The organism is Actinospongiicola halichondriae (assembly GCF_049103745.1).
Taxonomy (GTDB): domain Bacteria; phylum Actinomycetota; class Acidimicrobiia; order Acidimicrobiales; family Salinilacustritrichaceae; genus Salinilacustrithrix; species Salinilacustrithrix halichondriae.
The window spans coordinates 1,869,984-1,890,306 of sequence record NZ_CP171622.1 but is presented as its reverse complement, the minus strand read 5'-3'; the positions used below and the strand labels follow the sequence as shown (position 1 = coordinate 1,890,306).

The following is a 20,323-nucleotide window of genomic DNA, read 5'->3' as shown; positions in this document are numbered from 1 at the left end:
GAACGGATGACACCACCAGATGGCGCGGATGTTCACCAGAACGGGGTTGGGTTGAGGACGGCGATCGGGTCGGTCGTGTTGCCGAATCCGGTCATGCCGGCGTCCGGCACCGCGGGCTACGGGACCGAACTCGGGGCCTACGTCGACCTGTCGACGCTCGGCGCGTTCGTGACCAAGTCCCTCGCCCACTTCGCATGGGACGGCAACCCGCCACTGCGCACGCACGCCACCCGCGGCGGGATGATCAACTCGGTCGGCCTGCAAGGGCCGGGCATCGCGGCGTGGAAGCGTGAGCAGTTGCCGGCGCTGGCCGAGGCAGGCGCTCGGGTCGTCGTGTCGATCTGGGGACGGTCGATCGACGACTACCGACTCGCCGCCGACCTCCTCGCCGATTGTGGCGACGAGGTGATCGCGGTCGAGGTCAACCTGTCGTGCCCCAACACCGAGGCCGGTGGTGCGCTCATCGCCCACGATCCCGGAGCCAGCGCCACGGCCATCGCGGCCACCGAGGCGTGTGGACGTCCACGTTGGGCCAAGCTCAGCCCGAACACCGACCGCGTGGCCGAGGTCGCAGCCGCAGCACGAGCGGCCGGAGCGGAGGCGGTGACGCTGGCGAACACGGTGCTCGGCATGGCCATCGACCCGGTCACCGGCGCCTATCGCATCGGCTCACAGGAACGCGGTGGCGGGCTCTCGGGCCCGGCCATCCATCCCATCGCCGTCCGCATCGTCCACGACGTCCATCGCGCCCTTCCGGACCTGCCCATCATCGGGGTCGGGGGAATCGCCTCCGGCGCCGACGCGCTCGAGATGATCCGGGCCGGAGCCAGTGCCGTCCAGGTGGGCACGGCCAACTTCGACGATCCGCGGTCGACGACACGCGTGCTCGACGAACTCCGAGACCTCGTCGGTCGGGTCGGCGCTGACTCGATCGGCGAGCTGGTCGGTGCCGTCGGTGGCGCTCAGCCGAACCGAGCGTCGTAGGCGTCCTCGATCCGTCGGCGGTCGTGGTCGAGCAGCGTGGCGATCGCTGCGCCGTCGCGCACGAGTGATGCCTGATCACGGAGCCCCTGGGTGACCTCGGACGGTCGGTCGCGGAGCGCCTCGTCGAGCAGGTCGAGGACCTCGAGGAGATAGATGCACACGGTCGGCAGGCCGTTCGCCGCCAGACGGATCTCGTCGAACGCGAGCGCCACGACATCGGCATGCGTCGCGTCCTCGGAGACCTCGATGTGGCAGTCGCCGACCTTTCGCATGGCCGGGGGTGGGTCGCGACGGAGGAGCTCACGGACGACGCCGCCCAGGTGGAAGATTGCGTCCTGTGCGGTCGTCGGGTCGTTGACCCCGGGGGACAGCGCCTTCAGCGCGACATCGGCGAGTTGGCGGACACCGTAGGTGACGTCTTGCTGCGCGGTCCGGGCATCGCCGACCACGAGCGCTCCTCGCACGATGTCACGGGCTTCGTCGGCATCCTCCGGGCTCGGGGAGATGGTGCAGAGCGGCGTCCCGGGCACGGCGTAGCGACCGACAGCGACATGGAGTCGGGCATGGCCCGATCCGGCGGCCGACGCGATGCGCTCGAAGTCGATCTGTTGGATCCAGCCGCTCGTGGCGACGTCGACGTCGAGCACGTCGTCATCGTCGATGTCTGGTCGTGTCGGCTCGGTCTCGTCGGCGGAGCCGTCTGCCGGCTCGTTCCACAGCCGTTCGACACGCACCGTGGCGTCGTCGCTCACGTCCTGGAGGATCTTCGACACGTCCATGGCGTGTGCGCTGTGGCTGATGAACGCGATGATCGACAGGATCGACACCACGCCGAGGGCCACCGCCAGCGCCACCGACAGGTTCGGAATCACCGGCGAGCCGTCCTGCTCCAAGGCGCTCCGCACCGAGCGGAGGACCACCAGGCAGAACGTGAACGTCCCGACCACCACACCCATCACCCGCTTGTTGAAGGGATCTCGGAAGAACCCGTGGATCACCCGGGGCGAGTACTGGCTCGAGGCCTGTTGGATCAGGAGCAGCGACACCGAGAACGCGATGCCGGCGAACGTGATCGTCGCACCCGCCACCGTCGTGAGGACCGCTCGGGCGCTGTCGACCGTCGAGGTCATCTCGTCGGGGAGCTCGGTTCCGCCTTCGGTGATCCGGGTGTCGACCTCGAGGCCGGCGAGGCCGAGCAGCAGCCCGAACACCACGAAGGCCATGGGGACGAAGAAGAGACTGCTGCGGAGCCGCTCGGCGAGTGCGGACAGGCGGACGACCATGACCCAGTGTGCCCCTCGGGGCGTCATCGCCGTCGGCGGAGATGGCAGGCTGTCGGCCGAGAGGGAGGGTTTCACCGATGACCGTGATCGAGACCGAAGCGCCGGACGAGGTGCGCGATCGACTGTGTCTCGCGCTCGACACCGACGACGTCGTCGCCGCACGCCGACAGGCGCGCGACCTCGCCCCGTGGATCGGGACGGTGAAGATCGGCCCCGAACTGTTCGCATCGACCGGCCCCAAGGCGGTGACGGCGATGCAGGACCTGGGTCTGCGGGTCTTCGTCGACCTCAAGCTCCACGACATCCCGTCGACGGTCAACCGGACCGCACGGGTCCTGGGCTCGCTGGGCATCGACTTCGTGACGCTGCACGCCCACGGCGGCGTCGAGATGCTCCGCGCCGGCGTCGAAGGCGCACGTGAGGGAGCCGAGGCGGCGTTGGTGCATGCCCCCACGACGCTGGCCGTCACCGTGCTCACGTCGGACGACACCGCCCCCGACCACATCCTCGCCAAGCACGTCGACTCGGCCATCGCCGGCGGTTGTGCCGGGCTCGTGTGCGCCGTGGCCGACGTCGCCCCGGCCCGCGAGATGCTCGCCACGCTGTTCATCGCGGCGACGGGCATCCGTGCCGACGGAGAGCCGTCGCACGACCAGCGACGGATCGCGACCGCCGGTGCCGCCTTCGCCGCCGGTGCCGACCTCCTCGTCCTCGGCCGCACGATCTCCGAGGCCGACGACCCGGAAGCCACGGCGGCGGCCCTCGTCGACAGTGCGCTGTCGTGATCGATCGCGTCTAGGGTCGCGGCCATGCCGCAGCCCCCCCAGTTGACACCGGAGCAGCGCCAGGCCGCCCTCAAGAAGGCCGCCGAGGCTCGCCGTGCTCGTGCGGAGCTGAAGGAGCGGCTCAAGATGGGCTCGCTCTCCCTCCCCGAACTGCTCGCCCAGGCCGAGAACGACGACATGGCCGGCAAGATGAAGGTGCTCGCCGTTCTCGAGTCGCTCCCTGGCGTCGGCAAGGTCAAGGCTCGCCGCACGATGGAGACGTTCGAGATCTCCGACACCCGCCGGGTCCGCGGTCTCGGCGACCAGCAGAAGCGCAAGCTGCTCGAGGAATTCGGTTGAACCTCCCCGCATGAACATCGTCATCTCGGGCCCGGGAGGAGCCGGCAAGGGAACCGTCGTCGACGCGCTCCTCGACCGTCGCGACGACATCTGGTTGAGCCGGTCGTGGACGACCCGTCCCCGCCGCCCGGGCGAGGCCGAGGACGCCTACGTCTTCACCGACCGTGCGACCTTCGACGCCAACATCGAGGCCGGTGGATTCCTCGAGTGGGTCGACTTCCTCGACTACCGGCAGGGGACACCGATCCCGGATGCCCCCGACGGGACCGATGTGCTCTTCGAGATCGACGTCGCCGGCGCACGGGCACTGTGCGCGGTCGATCCGACGACCCTGCTCATCTTCCTCGACACGCCCGACATCGCGGCCCAACGGGTCCGCCTCGAGCAACGGGGCGATGCGCCCGACGTGATCGAGGCCAGGATGCGCAAGGGTGACGAGGAACGTCAGGCAGCGAAGGCACTCGGCATGCATCACGTCGTCAACGACGTCGTCGACGAGACGGTGCGCGAGATCGAGCGCTTGATCGAGAAGGCCCGCGCCGACGTCTGAACGAGGGCGGGGGTTACGGGAACCACCCGGACCGCTGCTACGGTGAAGCGTTCCGCATTCCTGGGCAACCCTTTCGGAGAACGCCATGGCCGGCCGCCACGACACGATGATGAACCCGCCGATCGAGGGGCTCCTCGAACGCGCTGACTCCAAGTTCCGTCTCGTGACGCTCGCGTCGACCCGGGCACGCCAGATCAACGCCTACTTCAACGCCGTCGGCAGCGGCGGTCTGGGTTCGCAGGTCCCGCCGCAGGTCCCGTCGGTGGCGCGCAAGCCGCTCTCGATCGGCTTCGAGGAGATCGCAGCCGACAAGATCCTCCCGGTCTACGGCGAGGCCCTCGTGGCCAAGCGTGAGGCAGAGGCCGCAGCAGCGGCCGAGCGTCTCGCCGCCGCCACGGCCGGCAACGAAGAGGACTAGGCCGCAACCGCCGGCCCGCACGCGATGCTCGCTGGGAAGCGCATCGTCCTCGGTGTCACCGGAGGCATCGCGGCATACAAAGCGGTCGAGATCTGCCGCCGACTGGTCGATGCCGGCGCGCACGTCTCGCCGATCATGACCGCGGGTGCGCTCCGATTCGTCGGGGAGACCACGTTCTCGGCCTTGGCGAGCGAGCCGGTCCAGACGTCGCTGTTCGACGAGGCCAGCCCCATCCCGCACACGCGCCTGGGCCAGAACGCTGATCTGATCATCGTCGCTCCGGCGACGGCACGGCTGCTCTCGGACTACCGCACCGGACGCTCCGACGACCTGCTGACCGCGACCCTGCTCGCCACACGGGCGCCGGTGCTGGTGGCCCCGGCCATGCACACCGAGATGTGGGAACACCCTTCGGTGTCCGACAACCTCGACGTGCTCCGGTCGCGTGGCGTTCACGTCGTGCCGCCCGAGGAAGGGCGACTCGCCGGGGGTGATGTCGGCGCCGGTCGCCTGGCCGACCCCGCCACCGTCGTCGCTCGTGCCGAGCAGATCCTGGGTGCTCGGGGTTCGTCGCGCGATCTCGTCGGGCTCCGTGTGCTGATCACCGCCGGTGGGACACGCGAGCCGATCGATCCGGTTCGCTTCATCGGGAACCGCTCGTCGGGCAAGCAGGGCTTCGCCCTGGCCGAGGAAGCCGCCGCCCGAGGCGCCGAGGTGACCGTCGTGGCCACCGTGCACCGTCCCGTGTCGGCCGGCATCGAGGTCGTCGCGGTCGAGACCGCCGACGAGATGCACGACGCCGTGGTGTCCAGGGCCGCCGCCAGCGACGTGGTCGTGATGGCTGCCGCCGTCGCTGACTTCCGCCCGACCTCGGTCGCCGACGCCAAGATCAAGAAGGCCGGTGGTGTCCCCGAGGTGCGGCTCGTGCCGACCGTCGACATCCTCGCCGCGCTGGGTCAGTCGAAGCCGGCCGGGCAGACGCTCGTGGGGTTCGCGGCCGAGACCCATTCGGTGCGCCAGAATGCCGAGGACAAACTCCGGGCCAAGGGCGCCGACCTCATCATCGCCAACGACGTGTCGGCTCCCGGAGCAGGATTCGAACACGACACCAACGAAGTGGTCATCCTGTCCGCCACCGGCAGTACCGAAGTGCCGCAGGCCGACAAACGGATCATCGCCCGAGCGGTGCTCGACGCCGTCGTCTCTCTCAGAAACCCCTCTCAGGAACATTGATCAGGAGCACCAAATGAAGAACTTCACCTTCACGTCCGAGTCGGTCTCGGAGGGCCATCCCGACAAGATGGCCGACCAGATCTCGGACGCGATCCTCGACGAGATCCTGACCAGTGATCCGATGGCCCGCGTGGCCTGCGAGACCATGGTCACCACGGGCATGGCCATCGTCTCGGGTGAGATCACGACCACGGCCTACGTCGAGATCGCCGACATCGTGCGCCGCACGATCAAGGAGATCGGCTACGACCGCGAGTCGATGGGCTTCGACGGCAACACGTGCGGCGTGATGACCTCGATCGACCCGCAGAGCCCCGACATCGCCCAGGGCGTCGACAAGGCGTTCGAGACCCGCAGTGGCGAGCGCGTCGACGAGATCGACGATCAGGGTGCCGGCGACCAGGGCATGATGTTCGGCTACGCGTGCGACGAGAACGACGCGATGATGCCGACGCCGATCCATCTGGCCCACCGTCTGGCCGAGCGTCTGGCCGAGGTGCGCAAGGCCGGGATCCTCCCGTACCTGCGTCCCGACTCCAAGACCCAGGTCACCATCGACTACGTCGACGGCAAGCCCGACAAGCTCACGACCGTGCTCATCTCCACCCAGCACGCACCCGGCCACGACGCAGAGAGCCTGATCAAGCCCGACCTCATCCAGGAGGTCATCCGCCCGACGCTGCCCGAGCAGTTCGCCGACGACGACTTCAAGGTCCTCGTCAACCCGACCGGCGTGTTCGAGCTCGGCGGCCCGCACGCCGACTGTGGCCTCACCGGCCGCAAGATCATCGTCGACACCTACGGCGGCTGGGCCCGTCACGGTGGCGGTGCGTTCTCCGGCAAGGACCCGTCCAAGGTCGACCGTTCCGCTGCGTACGCCACTCGTTGGGTCGCCAAGAACCTCGTCGCCGCCGGCGCTGCCAGCCGCTGTGAGGTCCAGGTCGCCTACGCGATCGGTGTCGCCCACCCGGTCTCGATCATGGTCGAGACCTTCGGCACCGAGAACGTCGATCCGGAGAAGATCAACGCTGCGGTCCACCAGGTCTTCGACCTCCGCCCCGGAGCGATCCTGCGCGACCTCGACCTGCGTCGGCCGATCTACCGCAAGACCGCGGCCTACGGTCACTTCGGTCGGACCGGCGAGCCGGGCGAGTTCCCGTGGGAGAACACCAACCGTGTCGACGATGTGAAGTCGGCCCTCGGTCTCTGAGACGCTCGAAGCCGCAGCGATGAGTCAGACGAATGCGGAGCATTCGTCATGAACCCGGAGGGTTCACGTGCCCGCAGGGCGCACCTCGTCGTGCGGGTCCTGCCGGACCAGACAGGCATCACCAAGACCTTCGACTACCTCGTCCCGCCCGAATGGGCGGGACGGGTCGCGCTCGGGACCAGGGTCCGCATCGTCCTCGGACCGCGACGTGTCGGTGGCTGGGTGGTCGACGTCGACGTCCACCCGCCGGCCGACGTGGATCTGAAGCCGCTCGCCAAGATCAGTGGCGTCGGGCCGAGTGGCGAGGTCATCGACCTGGCCCGGTGGGCTCGATGGCGCTGGGCCGCACGGACTCCGGTGCCCTTCCTTCGCACGGCATCGTCGGAGCGGATGGTCGCGGCGTTGCCTGGACCGGGCGTACGACGCCATGAGGTCCCCCCGTCCAGCGACGACATCGTGCAGGGAGCGTTCGCCGACGGCCCCACGATCCTGCGCCTGGCACCGGCCGCCGATCTCGTGCCGGTCGTCCAGGCCGCCGCCTCACTCGGCGACCCGTTGATCCTGTGTGCTACCCGGGACCATGCCGAGCGCGTCGCTCGCCGGCTGGAGCGTGCCGGTGTCCCGACGGCGCTGCATCCCGATGGCTGGGCCCGAGCCGCCGCCGGCGGGGTCGCGGTCGTCGGCACACGCGCCGCCGTGTGGGCGACGATGCGATCGCCGGCGGCGATCGTGGTGTTCGACGAGCACGACGAAGTCCACCAGGAGGAGCGGACACCGACGTGGCACGTACGCGACGTGGCGATCGAGCGCGCTCGCCGCCTCGGGGTCCCGTGCGTGCTGACCTCGCCGATGCCGTCGCTCGAGGCGCTCGATCGAGCACGCCTCGTGACCGCCGACCGCGCCGACGAGCGTGAGGGCTGGCCGAAGGTCGTCGTGGCCGATCGGCGGGACGAGGACACAGCCCGCAATGCGCTCTTCTCGCCGGCTCTGGTCGAGATCGCTCGATCGGATGCGCGCCTGGTGTGCATCCTGAACCAGAAGGGTCGTGCCGTCCTGCTGGCGTGCGCGACGTGCCGTGACCTGGCCCGGTGTGCCGAGTGCGACGCTGCCGTCCACCGCCCGGGCGACGACGAACTGGTGTGTCGGCGTTGCGGTGCAACGAGACCGGTGGTGTGCGCCTCGTGCGGGAGCACGCAACTCAAGACGGTTCGCATGGGTGTGGGTCGCGTCCGGGACGATCTCGCAGCGCTGGCAGGCGAGCCGGTGATCGCGATCACCGCCGACGACGACGACCAGATCCCGACCGACGCACGCCTCTTCGTCGGCACGGAGGCCGCCCTGCACCGGATCGACCACGCCGACGTGGTGGCGTTCCTGGACCTCGATCAAGAACTCCTGGCCGCTCGGTATCGAGCCTCGGAACAGGCGCTGGCTCTGCTGGTGCGCGCCGCTCGGCTGGTCGGCGGTCGACACGGTGGTGGCCGGCTCCTCCTCCAGACGAGGAGCCCCGACCACGAGGTGGTGCAGGCAGCGCTGCACGGCGATCCCAGCTTGGTATCCGAGGCCGAACGCACGCGGCGTCGGGATTTCCGCTTCCCGCCCGAGGTGGCGATGGCCGAGGTGAGTGGTGCGGCGGCACCGACCTTCGTCGAATCGCTCTCTGCCCTGGATCTCGTCGACGTCGACGTGGTCGGTCCGTTCGAGGGGACCTGGCGGATCTCGGCCCCCGACCACGTCGTGCTCTGCGACGCGCTCGACCGGGTCGAACGTCCGTCGGGCCGGCTACGGCTCGCCGTCGACCCCACCCGCAGCTGACGCACGCAGCAGTCGGTACCCGGCTCGGGACGCGAGCCGTTCGGTCTCGTGGCCCTTCGACCCGAGCCATCGTTGGAGCGAGTCGGCGCCGAGGTGTCGATTGACGACCAACACCGCCGTGCCGTCGTCGTTCAGTCGACCGAGCCAGCGCAGCAGGAGGTCGTGGAGAGCGTCCTTCCCGATCCGGATCGGCGGATTCGACCAGATGAGGTCGAACCCTCCTTCGACGTCGTCGGGGGCCGCTGTCGTCACGTTGTCCAGTTCCAGCGTCTTGGCATTCGCCGCCGTCAGGTCCCGGCTCCGCTCGTTCACGTCGATCGCCACGACGTCGGCGCCGGGTGCGGACAGCGCGAGGACCATCGCCATCGGCCCATAGCCGCAGCCGAGGTCGAGGAAGCGTCCGGTGGAAGGCGGTTCTGGAGCCCGATCGAGCAGGAGCGCCGTACCGGGGTCGATGCGATTCGGGCTGAACGTCCCACGATCGGACGTCAGCGTCACGTCGATCCCACGCGCCTTCAGGTGCACGGTCTTGGGGCGCGAGGTGCTGTTGGGCGAGGCGGTGAAGTACTGCTCGCCGGCAGCGTCGGAGGGGGCAGCCACGGACGTCGACGGTAGCCTCGGATGCGTGCGTGCCCCCTACACCATCCGAGTCGTCGGCGATCCCGTTCTGCGGGCGGCAGCGGCGGAGATCACCGACATCGACGGCCGGCTCGTGAAGCTGGCCGAGGACATGCTCGAGACCATGTACGAGGCGCCGGGCCTCGGCCTGGCCGCTCCGCAGGTCGGCGTCGGCAAACGACTCTTCGTCTACGACCTCGACCCCGAGCACCGTGACGACCCGAAGGTCCTGGTCAACCCCCAGATCGTCGAGTCGCGGGGCGAATGGGCCTACGAGGAGGGCTGCCTCTCGATCCCCGGACTCTCCTTCGAGATCATCCGGCCCAAGGAGGTCCATCTGGTGGGCCTCGACCTCCACGGCAACGAGGTGTCCGTCGAAGCCGACGAGCTGACGGCCCGGCTGTTCCAGCACGAACTCGACCACCTCGACGGCGTGTTGATGACCGAACGCATGGACGCCGACACCAAGAAGATCGCACTGCGCGAGATCCGTGCCATGCGGGACCGCCTCGATCCGCCGGAGGCCACCACCTCGCGAGGCCTCCGCTTCGGCTGAGTCGATGACCTCGCCCGACACGACGGCCGGTCCCCGTCTGGTCTATCTCGGATCCCCAGCGCTCTCGGTCCCACCGCTCCGCGCCCTGCACGACGCAGGGTTCGACGTCGCGACCGTGGTCACCAACCCCGATCGTCGTCGCGGACGGGGGAGCGGGACTGCCCCGACGCCGGTCAAGGCCGCAGCCGTCGAACTCGGCATCCCCGTGACCCACGAGATCGACGCGGTCCTCGACGTCGGGGCCGATCTCGGTGTTGTCGTCGCGTTCGGTCAGATCATCCGCCCCCACGTGCTCGGTGCACTGCCGATGGTCAACCTCCACTTCTCCTTGCTGCCCCGTTGGCGGGGTGCAGCGCCGGTCGAGCGAGCGATCCTCGCCGGTGACACGAGGACGGGCGTCGACCTGATGGATGTCGCCGAGGGCCTCGACACGGGCGCGATCCGTGCTCGGGTCGAACTCGACATCGGACCCGACGAGACGGCGGACGACCTCCGGACCCGACTGGTCGACGCCGGCGCATCGCTGCTCGTCCGGTCGCTCCGCGACGGCCTGCCTGCACCGCGACCGCAGGAGGGCGAGGCCGTGTACGCCCACAAGATCACGCCCGACGACCTCTGCATCGACTGGGATGCCTCGACTGCGCAGATCCACCGTCAGGTCCGCGTCGGCGGGGCATGGACCACGCGCGACGGCGAGCGATTCAAGGTGTGGCGTACGTCGACGACGCCGACCGGCGCAGGAATCGTCCACCCGACGGGCGACGGCGACATCGAGTTGCTCGAGGTCCAACCGGCCGGAAAACCACGACTCGACGCTGCGGCGTGGGCGAACGGTGCGCGCTGGACGTCGGACGATCGGTTGGGCTCGTGAGCGACGACGTGGGTGTCCTCACCCGACGGACCGCGATCGACGCGCTGGTGCGGATCGAGACCGACGGCGCGTACGCGAACCTCGCGACGAACGCCATCCTCGACCGGTCACCGCTCGAGCCGCGCGATCGACGGTTCGTCACCGAACTGGTCTACGGCACGTGCCGGATGACGCGGGCCTGCGACCATCTCATCGACCGCCATCGACGTGGCGACGTGAGCGCCCGCGTCCAGGCCGCGCTCCGGCTCGGGACCTACCAACTCGCGTTCGCCGGCGTCGCCGCGCATGCATCGGTCGACGCCACGGTGGGAGCGTCGCCTCGTCCAGCACGCGGTCTTGTGAACGCCGTGCTGCGTCGGGTGTCGCGCGACGTGCGCGACGGGATCGCCTGGCCGAGCGAGGGCGTCCAGCTGTCGTATCCCGACTGGATCGTCCGGTCGTACCAGCAGTTCCTCGGTGTCGAGCAGGCTCACCTCGCCCTCGAGGCGATGAACACGCCGGCCACCACCCACACGCGTCTCGACGGCTATGTGCAGGACCTGGCATCGCAGGAGGTGGTCGAGGCGGTCGGTGCCGTGCCCGGTGAGCGCGTGCTCGACCTGTGTGCGGCGCCCGGCGGGAAGGCGACCGGACTGACCGCACTCGGTGCCGAGGTCATCGCCGCCGATCTCTCTCCCGGCCGACTGGCGCTCGTGGTCGACAACGCCCAGAAGGTCGGCGCCCGACTGCCGGTCGTGGCCGCCGACGGCGTGCATCCGCCGTTCGCGCCGGGGTCTTTCGACCGCGTCCTCGTCGACGCACCCTGCTCGGGCCTGGGAGTCCTCCGGCGCCGCCCGGACGCTCGTTGGCGCATCGACGCAGGCGCCCCCGATCGCCTGGCGTCCCTGCAGGTCCAGATCCTCGAGGCGGCGGCCGACCTGGTCGCTCCCGGTGGACTCTTGGTGTACTCGGTCTGCACGTTGACCGAGGCCGAGACCGACGGCGTCATCGCAGCCGTCGACCTCCCGAGCGGCTACGTCTTCGGCGACCGCTCGGTCCTGTCGCCGGACGCGCAGCGCGACGGGATGTTCCTCGCGACCTGGCGTCGTCGTTGACCTGACGGCTGCCTAGGGTCGGGCGCCATGAGCGACGCGAAGATCCTGACGGTGTCCGACGGTGTGGTCGCCGGGACCCGCGACGACAAGTCGGGTGCGGCACTCGAGGAGCACCTGACCGAGGGTGGCTTCGACGTGATCGAACGGCGTGTGGTCGCCGACGGCATCGAATCGGTGGCGCGGGCACTGCGTGAGATGGCCGACGAATTCGCCGGGCTGGTCGTGACGACGGGAGGGACGGGCTTCGGGCCGCGAGACCTGACCCCGGAGGGGACGCGGGCAGTCCTCGAACGCGAGGCACCCGGCCTGGCCGAGGCCATGCGCCTGGTCAATCCACTGGGTCGGCTCTCACGCCAGCGAGCGGGCACGATCGGCTCCTGCTTGATCCTCAACCTGCCGGGCTCCACCACCGGATCGATCGAGTGCTTCGACGCCGTGAGCGACGTGGTTCCCCACGCGTTGGAGCTGCTCCGGGGCGGGCGCCCGCACTGAGGAGGTGGATCGGTCAGGCCATCCGTAGAGGCGTGGTGCGATCCATCGTGACCGACGCCTCGATCGCGAACAGGCGGTCGAGCGGGTCGTCGCCGTCGTGGATGAGGCCGAACGCGCCGACGGGTGTTCCCCTGTCGACCTCGCGCGACCAGCGCTCGCAGATCCGCCGGAAGACGATCGTCGGCGCCTCTGGCCGTCCACCGACCAGCAGGAGCACGGGCCGTCCGTTCGGTCCCACACTGACGCGGTCGTGGATCCGTCTGCCGGTGGCCATCACACGACCGACGGCGATGCGGTGGTCGGTCAGGAAGACGGCGTCCCACCCGTTCACCGTGAGCGGTCCGGGCATCACGTCGGCCCACATGATCGCGTCACCCGCACGGGTGGCATCCGCGGCGGCGAGGAACGAGTCCCACGGCTCGAATCCGCTGATCGAGATCGACGTCGCCGGAGGCAGGCGGCCGATGAGGTCGTGGTCGTCGCACCGGCGCCGCTCGACCCGCACGCCGATGGCAGTGGCGATCTGTTCGATCGCTCCCTGCAGTCGGCTGAAGTCGGGCTTCTCGATGACCGCGCACGCGCCTGCGGCGAGGAGTTGCTTGGGATCGGCTGCATACGCCGAGTAGACGACGACGTGGATGTCGGCATCCTGCTCGCGCACCCACTGGAGGAGGTGCTCGCCGCTGCCTCCGCGGAGTGCGAGGTCGAGGACCAAGATGTTGGCACCGGTCTCACGGAGCGACGCGACGGCCTGATCGGGGGAGTCGGCTTCGCCGACGATGTCGACCGACGACTCCGCGAGGACCTTGCGGATCACGCTGCGGATCAGGGCATCGTCGTCACAGATCACGGCGCGGCCGATGGAGTCCACCGAACTCTGCATCTGGCCCTCCCGTCCCGATACCTCCGGCATCGTGCTCTCCGGACGAATCGTACCGCCGTACGACCTCTCCGGGGAGGGGTCCATTCGGCCCAAAGATAGGGTGCTTCTGGTGCTTGACGAAGACGCGATGCGGCTTGCCCTGGAGGTCGCCGAGGGTGCTCGGACCGTCGCGCATCCCAATCCATGGGTCGGATGCGTGCTGCTGACGCCGAGCGGACGAGTCGTCACCGGTGCGACACATGCCCCGGGCGGACCTCACGCCGAAGCGGCCGCACTGGCCGCCGCTGGGCCCGACGCCCACGGTGCGACGGCGATCGTGACGCTCGAGCCCTGCAGCTTCCATGGTCGGACGCCTGCGTGCAGCGACGCCCTGATCGACGCCGGCGTCCGCCGGGTCGTCATCGCGATCCAGGATCCCGACGAGCGGGTCGACGGCGAGGGAGTCCGTCGCCTGCGCGAGGCCGGCGTCGAGGTCGAAGTCGGCGTCCTCGCCGACGCCGTCGAACGTCAACTGGCGCCGTACCTGCGACAGCGCAGGACCGGGCGGCCCTACGTGATCGCGAAGCTGGCGTCGAGCGCCGACGGGCGTACCGCCGCCCCCGACGGCTCGAGCCGCTGGATCACCGGACGCGAGGCACGGGCCGACGCCCACCGTCTCCGGGCCGAGAGCGACGCCGTCATCGTCGGTGCCGGGACCGTGCGGGCCGACGATCCGGCGCTGACCGTTCGCCATGTCGAGGGGCCGGACCCCGAGCGGATCGTCCTCGGTTCCGCGCCTGCCGGTGCTGCGGTCCGTCCGTGTCGTGAGATGACCGGCGAGCCCGCCGACATCCTGGACGAGCTCGGTCGCGAGGGCATGGTGCAGGTGATGATCGAGGGTGGTGCGTCCGTGGTCGGGGCGTTCCATCGAGCGGGCCTGGTCGACCGCTACGTCCTGTACCTGGCACCGGTGCTCTTCGGTGGCGACGATGCGCTCGGGCTCTTCACCGGGCCCGGCGCTCACCGCATCGACGACGTGTGGCGCGGTCGCATCGACGCGATCGAGCAACTCGGCGCCGATCTGCGGATCGAGCTCACCGACCCCGATGTGGCAGAAAACTAGAACACGTTCTAGTTTGTGACCACGAACCCAGGAGGCCAGCAGACATGTTCACCGGAATCGTCGAGGAACTCGGCACCGTCGTGTCGTTCGAGCAGAACGTGTTGCGGATCGCTGCGACCACCGTGCTCGACGACGCCGAGCTCGGCGCGTCCATCGCCGTGAACGGCTGCTGCCTCACCGTGATCGGCTTCGAGGTCGGCGACACCGGCAGCGGAACGCCCGGTTGGTGGGAGGCCGACGTCTCCCACGAGACCCTCCGGCGCACCAACCTCGGTGACCTGACGACCGAGGCGCCGGTCAACCTCGAACGCCCGGTGCGGGCCCAGGATCGTCTTGGCGGGCACATCGTCCAGGGCCACGTCGACGCCGTCGGCGAGATCGTCGAGTCGGTACCCGATCTCCGGGTGCGCATGCCGCCCGACCTGCTCAAATACGTCGTCGTCAAGGGCTCCATCACCGTCGACGGCGTGAGCCTGACGATCGTCGACGTCCTCGACGACGGCTTCACCGTCGCCGTCATCCCGCACACCGCCGAGGTCACGACCCTGGGGTCGAAGGGGCCGGGCGATCCCGTCAACCTGGAGGTCGACGTGACCGTGAAATACGTCGAACGGCTCCTGACCTGGAAGGATTCCTAGATGCCCTTCGCCAAGATCGAAGATGCCGTCGCCGCAATCGGGCGTGGTGAGATCGTCGTCGTCGTCGACGACGAGGACCGCGAGAACGAGGGCGACCTCATCATGGCGGCCGAATACGCCACCCCGGAGGCCATCGCGTTCTTCCTCCATCACACCTCGGGCTACATCTGCGCCCCGGTGACCGAGTCACGTGCTCACGAGCTCGGGCTCGACCTGATGGTGCGGGAGAACACCGAGTCGATGCGCACCGCCTTCACGGTCTCGGTCGACGTGCGCGCCGGGACGAGCACGGGGATCTCGGCCCACGACCGCGCGGCCACCATCAAGGCGCTGGTCGATCCCTCGACCCGCCCCGCTGATCTGGCCCGGCCTGGTCACATCAACCCGCTCATCGCTCGTGAGGGTGGCGTGCTCAAGCGGGCCGGTCACACCGAGGCTGCCGTCGACCTGGCCCGTATGGCCGGGCTGTACCCGGCGGGCGTGCTGTGCGAGATCGTCGATGCCGACAAGATGGACATGGCACGGGTGCCCGAGCTCGAGCGCTTCGCCGAGGAGCACGACCTGCTGCTCATCTCGATCGCCGACATGATCCGGTACCGGCGCAAGAACGAGAAGCTGGTCAAGCGCGTGGCCGAGGCGCGTATCCCGACCGAGTGGGGCGAGTTCACCTGTTACGCCTACGAGTCGCTCCTCGACGGCGAGGAGCACCTGGCGTTCACCCGCGGCAACGTGCAGGGGCAGCCCGACATCCTCGTGCGAGTGCACAGCGAGTGCCTGACCGGCGACGTGTTCGGTTCGCTGCGCTGTGACTGCGGCCCCCAGCTGCAGGCGGCCATGGCGCGGGTGGCCGAAGCCGACGAGGGCGTGGTCGTGTACCTGCGAGGTCACGAGGGCCGAGGTATCGGCATCGGCCACAAGCTCCAGGCGTACTCACTCCAGGACCAGGGCCAGGACACCGTCGACGCCAACATCTCCCTCGGCCTGCCGGTCGACTCCCGCGAGTACGGCATCGGCGCGCAGATCCTCGTCGACCTGGGCATCACGACCATGCGGCTGCTCACCAACAACCCCGCCAAGAAGGGCGGTCTCGCTGGCTTCGGTCTCGAGATCACCGATCGCGTGCCGCTCGAGTCGGTCCCGAACCCCGAGAACATCAAGTACCTCCGCACCAAGCGCGAGCGCATGGGCCACCTGCTCGAGGGCCTCGACGATGTCCTCTGACCCCAAAATCTCGTCGCCCGCTCACACCTGGTGTGCGCCAGCAACGGGGTTTTCGGGCTGATGGCGAGCGGTGACGACCGGGCCGTCCGGCCCCTCGGACTCGACGGGACCGGTCTCCGCGTCGGGTTGGTGAAAGCGCGCTGGAACTCGGAGATCGTCGACCGGCTCGAGGCCGGCGTCGACCGGGGACTCCTGCATCTCGGTGTCCCCGCGAGCGACATCGTCGTCGAGACCGTGCCCGGGAGTTTCGAGATCCCCATGGCCTGTTCGATCCTGGCTCGATCGGGCAACGTCGACGCCATCATCACGCTCGGTGCGGTCATCCGCGGCGAGACCACGCACTACGAACTGGTCTCCGAGGGTGCGGCCAACGGCGTCCAGCAGGTCCAGCTCGACACGGGCGTACCCATCGCCTTCGGCCTCGTGACGGTCGAGAACCGTGAGCAGGCCCTCGCCCGCTCCGAAGGGCCCGGTGGGCACAACGTCGGCGAGGAGGCGGCGCTCGTCGCCGTCGAGATGGCCCGCCTCGCCCAGAAACACCGCCACCATCCCGCCTGAGATCGATTCTGGGTGCGCGATCGGGACGTCTCGCGTCCCGATCGCGCACCCAGAACGGATTCGGTGGGCTGAGGGTGGGGCCGTAGCGTGGTGACGTGCTGAAGATCGTGCTGCCAAAGGGATCGCTCGAGAAGGCGACCATGGAGTTGTTCGCCGCGGCGGACCTCCAGGTCAACCGCTCGAGCAGTGTCGACTACAAGGCGACGGTCGACGACCCTCGCATCGACGAGGTCCGCATCCTCCGCCCACAGGAGATCCCGCAGTACGTCTCCGAGGGGCTCTTCGACCTCGGCATCGCCGGGCGTGACTGGGTGGAGGAGACCTCGAGCGACGTCGTGTCGTTGGGTGAACTCCAGTACTCCAAGGCCACCAGCAAGCCGGTCCGCATCGTCGTGGCCGTGCCCCAGGACTCGCCGGTTCAGTCGGTGAAGGACCTGCCCCAGGGCGTCCGGGTGTCGAGCGAGTACCCCGAGCTCACGAAGAAGTTCTTCGCCGAGCAGGGAATCAGCGCCGACATCCGCTTGTCGTACGGCGCCACCGAGGCCAAGGTCCCCGACATCGTCGACTGCGTGGTCGACATCACCGAGACCGGCCGGGCGCTGCGTGCCGCCGGCCTCAAGATCATCGACACGATCCTCACCAGCTACACCGAGCTCCTCGCCAACCCTGCGAGCCACGCCGACCCCGAGAAGGCCCACGCCATGGGTCAGATCCTCACGCTGCTCAACGGCACGCTCGAGGCCCGCGGCAAGGTCCTGGTGAAGCTGAACGTGATGGGCGCGGACCTCGACAAGGTGATCGAGATCATCCCGTCGATGAAGTCGCCGACCGTCAACGAGCTCTACGGGGGCGGCGGCTACGCCGTCGAGACCGTGGTCCCGAAGAACCAGATCAACGTGCTGATCCCGGCACTCGTCGACGCCGGCGCCAGCGACATCATCGAGCTCCCGCTCTCCAAGATCGTCCACTGACCAACGGGTAGCGTCGCCGATCTATGGCGATCGCATCTCTCGGGACCTCGACCGGGTCCGTCTCCGACTTCCATGAACATCGGGGGTTGGGCACCATCGCCGGTGCCGACGGGACGACCTTCCACTTCCACTGCACCGGCATCGCCGACGGCAGCCGGACGATCGCCGTCGGGACGGACGTGCGTTTCGACGTGATCGCCGGCCGACTCGGGCGTTGGGAAGCCTGGGGGATCGAGACCCGATGAGCGGCGCCGACGACCTCGAGACGCGTGTCGAGGAGCTGCTCGACCGACTCGACCTCGACGAGCGGGCGACGCTCACGGCGGGCAAGGACAGCTGGCGCATCGCCGGCGTCGCCCGACTCGGCATCGGCGATCTCAAGGTCACCGACGGGCCGACGGGCGCCCGCGGCGACCTGACCACCGGCGCTCGGGCCGTGTGCTTCCCCGTCGGTTCGGCGATCGGGTCGACCTGGGACACTGAACTCGTCGGCGAGATCGCGACGGTCCTCGCGGAGGAGGCCACGAGCAAGGGCGCGCAGGTGCTCCTCGGCCCCACGGTCAACATCCATCGGCACCCGCTCGCCGGTCGCAACTTCGAGTGCTACTCCGAGGACCCCGAGCTCACCGCTCGTCTCTGCGTGTCGTTCATCGCCAACCTGCAGGCCGGGGGAGTGGGGGCGTCGCTCAAGCACTTCGTCTGCAACGACTCGGAGTTCGAACGCCACAGCATCAGCTCCGAGGTCGACGAACGGACGCTCCGCGAGGTCTACCTGCGCCCGTTCGAGGCGGCGGTCGCCGAGGCCGACCCGTGGACGATCATGGCGGCCTACAACAAGCTCAACGGCACCCATGCCTCGGAGCACCGCTGGCTCCAGGTCGAGCTCCTCAAGCAGGAGTGGGGATGGCCGGGGATGATCGTCTCCGACTGGTATGCCACCCACGACACCGTCGCGTCCGGCAACGGCGGCCTCGACCTCCAGATGCCGGGTCCCGCCGACCAGTTCGGTCCGGCCCTGGCGGCCGCCGTCCGATCGGGCGACGTCGACGAGGGAGAGCTCGAGGACAAGGCGCGGCGCGTCCTGCGGCTGTACGCGCGGACCGGGAAGCTCGACCATCCCGAGGAGACCGACGAGACGTCGATCGACACCCCTGAACGGCGTGCCCTGGCCCGTCGTGCCGGGGCCGCATCTGCGGTGCTCCTGCGCAACGACGGGGTCCTCCCGCTCGATACCGCTCGATCGATCGCCGTGATCGGGCCCAACGCGACCCCCGGCCGTATCCAGGGCGGCGGGTCGAGCGAGGTGACGCCCCACTACGCGGTGTCGCCGCTCGACGGTCTCCGCGAGCGATTCGACTCGGTGACCTACGCACGCGGTGTCGGCGTGGGTCTGTTCGGTTCGCCCCTCGACCCCGCGCTCCTCGACGAGGGCTCGTTCGTGGAGGAGTTCTTCTCGACGCCCGACCTCGGAGGCGACCCGTACCGGACGGCCCGCTCGACGGAGGCTGCGATGTCGTTCTTCGGGGCCGCGGTCCCGGATCTCGGTCTCGGTTCGTTCTCTGCTCGGTGGTCGACGCGTTTCACGCCGGATCAGTCGGGTTCGTGGACGTTCACCGTGGCCGGCGCCGGACGCGCTCGGGTGACGATCGACGACGCCCTCGTGGTCGAGGACACGACTGCGGGGCCGAAGATGGCGATCTGGGTCCAGTCGCTCGAGCCGGTGTCCGGCACCGCCGACCTCGTCGCCGGCACGACCTACGACCTGGTGGTCGAGCTCCGGGCCGACGAGCGGGGCGTGCTCCCGCATCTCCGCTTCGCGGCCGAAGCCCCCGACGCTGGTGCCGAGCTCGAGCGGGCGGTCGCTGCCGCCGGCGCGGCCGACGTCGCCGTGGTCGTCGTCGGGACCAGCTCCGACTTCGAGACCGAGGGTGAGGACCGATCGTCGTTCTCGCTCCCGGCCGGGCAGGACGAACTCATCGCCCGCGTCGCCGCGGCCAACCCGGACACCGTCGTCGTCGTCAACGCCGGCAGCCCGATCCCGATGCCGTGGATCGACGCGGTCCGGGCCGTCCTGTGGGTCTGGTACCCGGGCCAGGAGTTCGGCAACGCGCTCGCCGACGTCATCATCGGCGAACGAGACCCCGGTGGTCGGCTGCCCACGACCTTCGCTCGACGGCTCGAGGACACGCCCGCCTACACGAGCTACCCGGGTGAGTTCGGTGCGGTCCGCTACGCCGAGGGGATCCACGTGGGTCATCGCTGGTACGACGCCCGTGCGATCGAGCCCCTGTTCCCCTTCGGCCACGGACTGTCGTACGCGACGTTCGAGATCGGCGATGCGAGTGCATCGGTGGCCGACGACGGCTCGGTGACCGTCGACGTGGTCGTCACCAACGTCTCGGAGCGCAGTGGCTCCGAGGTCGTGCAGGTGTACGTCGAACCGCCTGCGGGACCCGTCGCCCGACCCATCCGTCAGCTCGCAGGGTTCACCAAGGTGCACCTCGACGCAGGGGAGTCGGTGTCGGCGTCGATCCGGCTCCCGGCGAGAGCGCTGGCCTACTGGGACCCGTCGGCCTCCACGTGGCAGGTCGACGCCGGGACACACACGCTGTGGGTCGGGCGGTCGTCACGCGACCTGACCGAATGGGTCAGCGTCGAGCCCGGTGCTCGCTCGCTGGCCACGCCACAGCCCTGATCTTCTC

General features: G+C 69.3%; 22 protein-coding genes. 19 read left to right on the top strand and 3 right to left on the bottom strand.

The window, feature by feature from the left end:
* Positions 1 to 6: 6 nt before the first annotated feature.
* Positions 7 to 984 carry a dihydroorotate dehydrogenase gene (locus tag AB8619_RS09310; RefSeq protein WP_436796186.1) on the top strand — a complete coding sequence of 326 codons (978 nt, stop codon included), beginning with the start codon at positions 7 to 9 and terminating at the stop codon, positions 982 to 984.
* Here the strand turns inward: AB8619_RS09310 and AB8619_RS09305 are convergent.
* Complete coding sequence (locus tag AB8619_RS09305) at positions 963 to 2,342, bottom strand: DUF2254 domain-containing protein (RefSeq protein WP_436796185.1); 1,380 nt, start codon at positions 2,340 to 2,342, stop codon at positions 963 to 965. The two genes, AB8619_RS09310 and AB8619_RS09305, sit on opposite strands and share 22 nt — an antisense overlap.
* Positions 2,343 to 2,344: 2 nt before the next feature.
* Between AB8619_RS09305 and pyrF the strand changes: the two genes are divergently transcribed.
* From pyrF to AB8619_RS09270, 7 genes are all read left to right on the top strand, one after another.
* A complete protein-coding gene (pyrF, locus tag AB8619_RS09300; RefSeq protein WP_436796184.1) occupies positions 2,345 to 3,052 on the top strand; it encodes an orotidine-5'-phosphate decarboxylase in 708 nt (235 codons plus the stop codon).
* Between the two features lie 24 nt (positions 3,053 to 3,076).
* On the top strand, positions 3,077 to 3,391 hold the full coding sequence (gene mihF / locus AB8619_RS09295; protein WP_436796183.1) for an integration host factor, actinobacterial type: 315 nt from the start codon (positions 3,077 to 3,079) through the stop codon (positions 3,389 to 3,391).
* Between the two features lie 10 nt (positions 3,392 to 3,401).
* A complete protein-coding gene (locus AB8619_RS09290) occupies positions 3,402 to 3,941 on the top strand; it encodes a guanylate kinase (RefSeq protein ID WP_436796182.1) in 540 nt (179 codons plus the stop codon).
* 85 nt (positions 3,942 to 4,026) lie between these two features.
* Entirely contained in the window at positions 4,027 to 4,359 is a 333-nt protein-coding gene (gene rpoZ / locus AB8619_RS09285; RefSeq protein WP_436796181.1) for a DNA-directed RNA polymerase subunit omega, read from the top strand.
* A gap of 24 nt (positions 4,360 to 4,383) precedes the next feature.
* The gene (gene coaBC, locus AB8619_RS09280) at positions 4,384 to 5,592 is read left to right on the top strand and encodes a bifunctional phosphopantothenoylcysteine decarboxylase/phosphopantothenate--cysteine ligase CoaBC (protein WP_436796180.1); all 1,209 of its coding nucleotides are present in this window, start codon (positions 4,384 to 4,386) and stop codon (positions 5,590 to 5,592) included.
* 13 nt (positions 5,593 to 5,605) lie between these two features.
* Positions 5,606 to 6,802 carry a methionine adenosyltransferase gene (metK, locus tag AB8619_RS09275; RefSeq protein ID WP_436796179.1) on the top strand — a complete coding sequence of 399 codons (1,197 nt, stop codon included), beginning with the start codon at positions 5,606 to 5,608 and terminating at the stop codon, positions 6,800 to 6,802.
* A 48-nt stretch (positions 6,803 to 6,850) separates the two neighbouring features.
* On the top strand, positions 6,851 to 8,617 hold the full coding sequence (locus AB8619_RS09270; RefSeq protein WP_436796178.1) for a hypothetical protein: 1,767 nt from the start codon (positions 6,851 to 6,853) through the stop codon (positions 8,615 to 8,617).
* On the opposite strand, the gene AB8619_RS09265 is transcribed toward AB8619_RS09270, so the two are convergent.
* A complete protein-coding gene (locus tag AB8619_RS09265) occupies positions 8,585 to 9,217 on the bottom strand; it encodes a class I SAM-dependent methyltransferase (RefSeq protein ID WP_436796177.1) in 633 nt (210 codons plus the stop codon). The two genes, AB8619_RS09270 and AB8619_RS09265, sit on opposite strands and share 33 nt — an antisense overlap.
* Before the next feature lie 25 nt (positions 9,218 to 9,242).
* Between AB8619_RS09265 and def the strand changes: the two genes are divergently transcribed.
* From def to AB8619_RS09245, 4 genes are read left to right on the top strand one after another with little or no spacing between them, the layout of a single operon-like run.
* Positions 9,243 to 9,791, top strand: a complete 549-nt coding sequence (gene def / locus AB8619_RS09260) for a peptide deformylase (RefSeq protein ID WP_436796176.1) — start codon at positions 9,243 to 9,245, stop codon at positions 9,789 to 9,791.
* A 4-nt stretch (positions 9,792 to 9,795) separates the two neighbouring features.
* Positions 9,796 to 10,662: a methionyl-tRNA formyltransferase gene (locus AB8619_RS09255; protein ID WP_436796175.1), complete on the top strand. Its 867-nt coding sequence runs from the start codon at positions 9,796 to 9,798 to the stop codon at positions 10,660 to 10,662.
* Positions 10,659 to 11,756, top strand: coding sequence for a transcription antitermination factor NusB (locus AB8619_RS09250; RefSeq protein ID WP_436796174.1), 1,098 nt, complete (start codon positions 10,659 to 10,661; stop codon positions 11,754 to 11,756). Before AB8619_RS09255 ends, AB8619_RS09250 begins: the two co-directional genes overlap by 4 nt.
* A 27-nt stretch (positions 11,757 to 11,783) precedes the next feature.
* On the top strand, positions 11,784 to 12,248 hold the full coding sequence (locus AB8619_RS09245; RefSeq protein WP_436796173.1) for a MogA/MoaB family molybdenum cofactor biosynthesis protein: 465 nt from the start codon (positions 11,784 to 11,786) through the stop codon (positions 12,246 to 12,248).
* A 13-nt stretch (positions 12,249 to 12,261) separates the two neighbouring features.
* Here AB8619_RS09245 and AB8619_RS09240 read toward each other — a convergent pair whose 3' ends face one another.
* A complete protein-coding gene (locus AB8619_RS09240; RefSeq protein ID WP_436796172.1) occupies positions 12,262 to 13,131 on the bottom strand; it encodes a response regulator in 870 nt (289 codons plus the stop codon).
* Between the two features lie 109 nt (positions 13,132 to 13,240).
* Between AB8619_RS09240 and ribD the strand changes: the two genes are divergently transcribed.
* From ribD to AB8619_RS09205, 7 genes are all read left to right on the top strand, one after another.
* On the top strand, positions 13,241 to 14,233 hold the full coding sequence (gene ribD, locus AB8619_RS09235) for a bifunctional diaminohydroxyphosphoribosylaminopyrimidine deaminase/5-amino-6-(5-phosphoribosylamino)uracil reductase RibD (protein ID WP_436796171.1): 993 nt from the start codon (positions 13,241 to 13,243) through the stop codon (positions 14,231 to 14,233).
* Positions 14,234 to 14,277: 44 nt separating this feature from the next.
* A complete protein-coding gene (locus tag AB8619_RS09230; RefSeq protein WP_436796170.1) occupies positions 14,278 to 14,871 on the top strand; it encodes a riboflavin synthase in 594 nt (197 codons plus the stop codon).
* Positions 14,872 to 16,092 carry a bifunctional 3,4-dihydroxy-2-butanone-4-phosphate synthase/GTP cyclohydrolase II gene (locus tag AB8619_RS09225; protein ID WP_436796169.1) on the top strand — a complete coding sequence of 407 codons (1,221 nt, stop codon included), beginning with the start codon at positions 14,872 to 14,874 and terminating at the stop codon, positions 16,090 to 16,092. It begins immediately after the preceding gene.
* A 60-nt stretch (positions 16,093 to 16,152) separates the two neighbouring features.
* Positions 16,153 to 16,650: a 6,7-dimethyl-8-ribityllumazine synthase gene (ribH, locus tag AB8619_RS09220; RefSeq protein ID WP_436796168.1), complete on the top strand. Its 498-nt coding sequence runs from the start codon at positions 16,153 to 16,155 to the stop codon at positions 16,648 to 16,650.
* Positions 16,651 to 16,745: 95 nt separating this feature from the next.
* Positions 16,746 to 17,621, top strand: coding sequence for an ATP phosphoribosyltransferase (hisG, locus tag AB8619_RS09215; protein WP_436796167.1), 876 nt, complete (start codon positions 16,746 to 16,748; stop codon positions 17,619 to 17,621).
* A 23-nt stretch (positions 17,622 to 17,644) separates the two neighbouring features.
* Positions 17,645 to 17,866, top strand: a complete 222-nt coding sequence (locus AB8619_RS09210; protein ID WP_436796166.1) for a hypothetical protein — start codon at positions 17,645 to 17,647, stop codon at positions 17,864 to 17,866.
* Entirely contained in the window at positions 17,863 to 20,316 is a 2,454-nt protein-coding gene (locus tag AB8619_RS09205; protein ID WP_436796165.1) for a beta-glucosidase H, read from the top strand. The genes AB8619_RS09210 and AB8619_RS09205 overlap by 4 nt, the downstream gene beginning before the upstream one ends.
* The last annotated feature ends 7 nt before the right edge of the window (positions 20,317 to 20,323 follow it).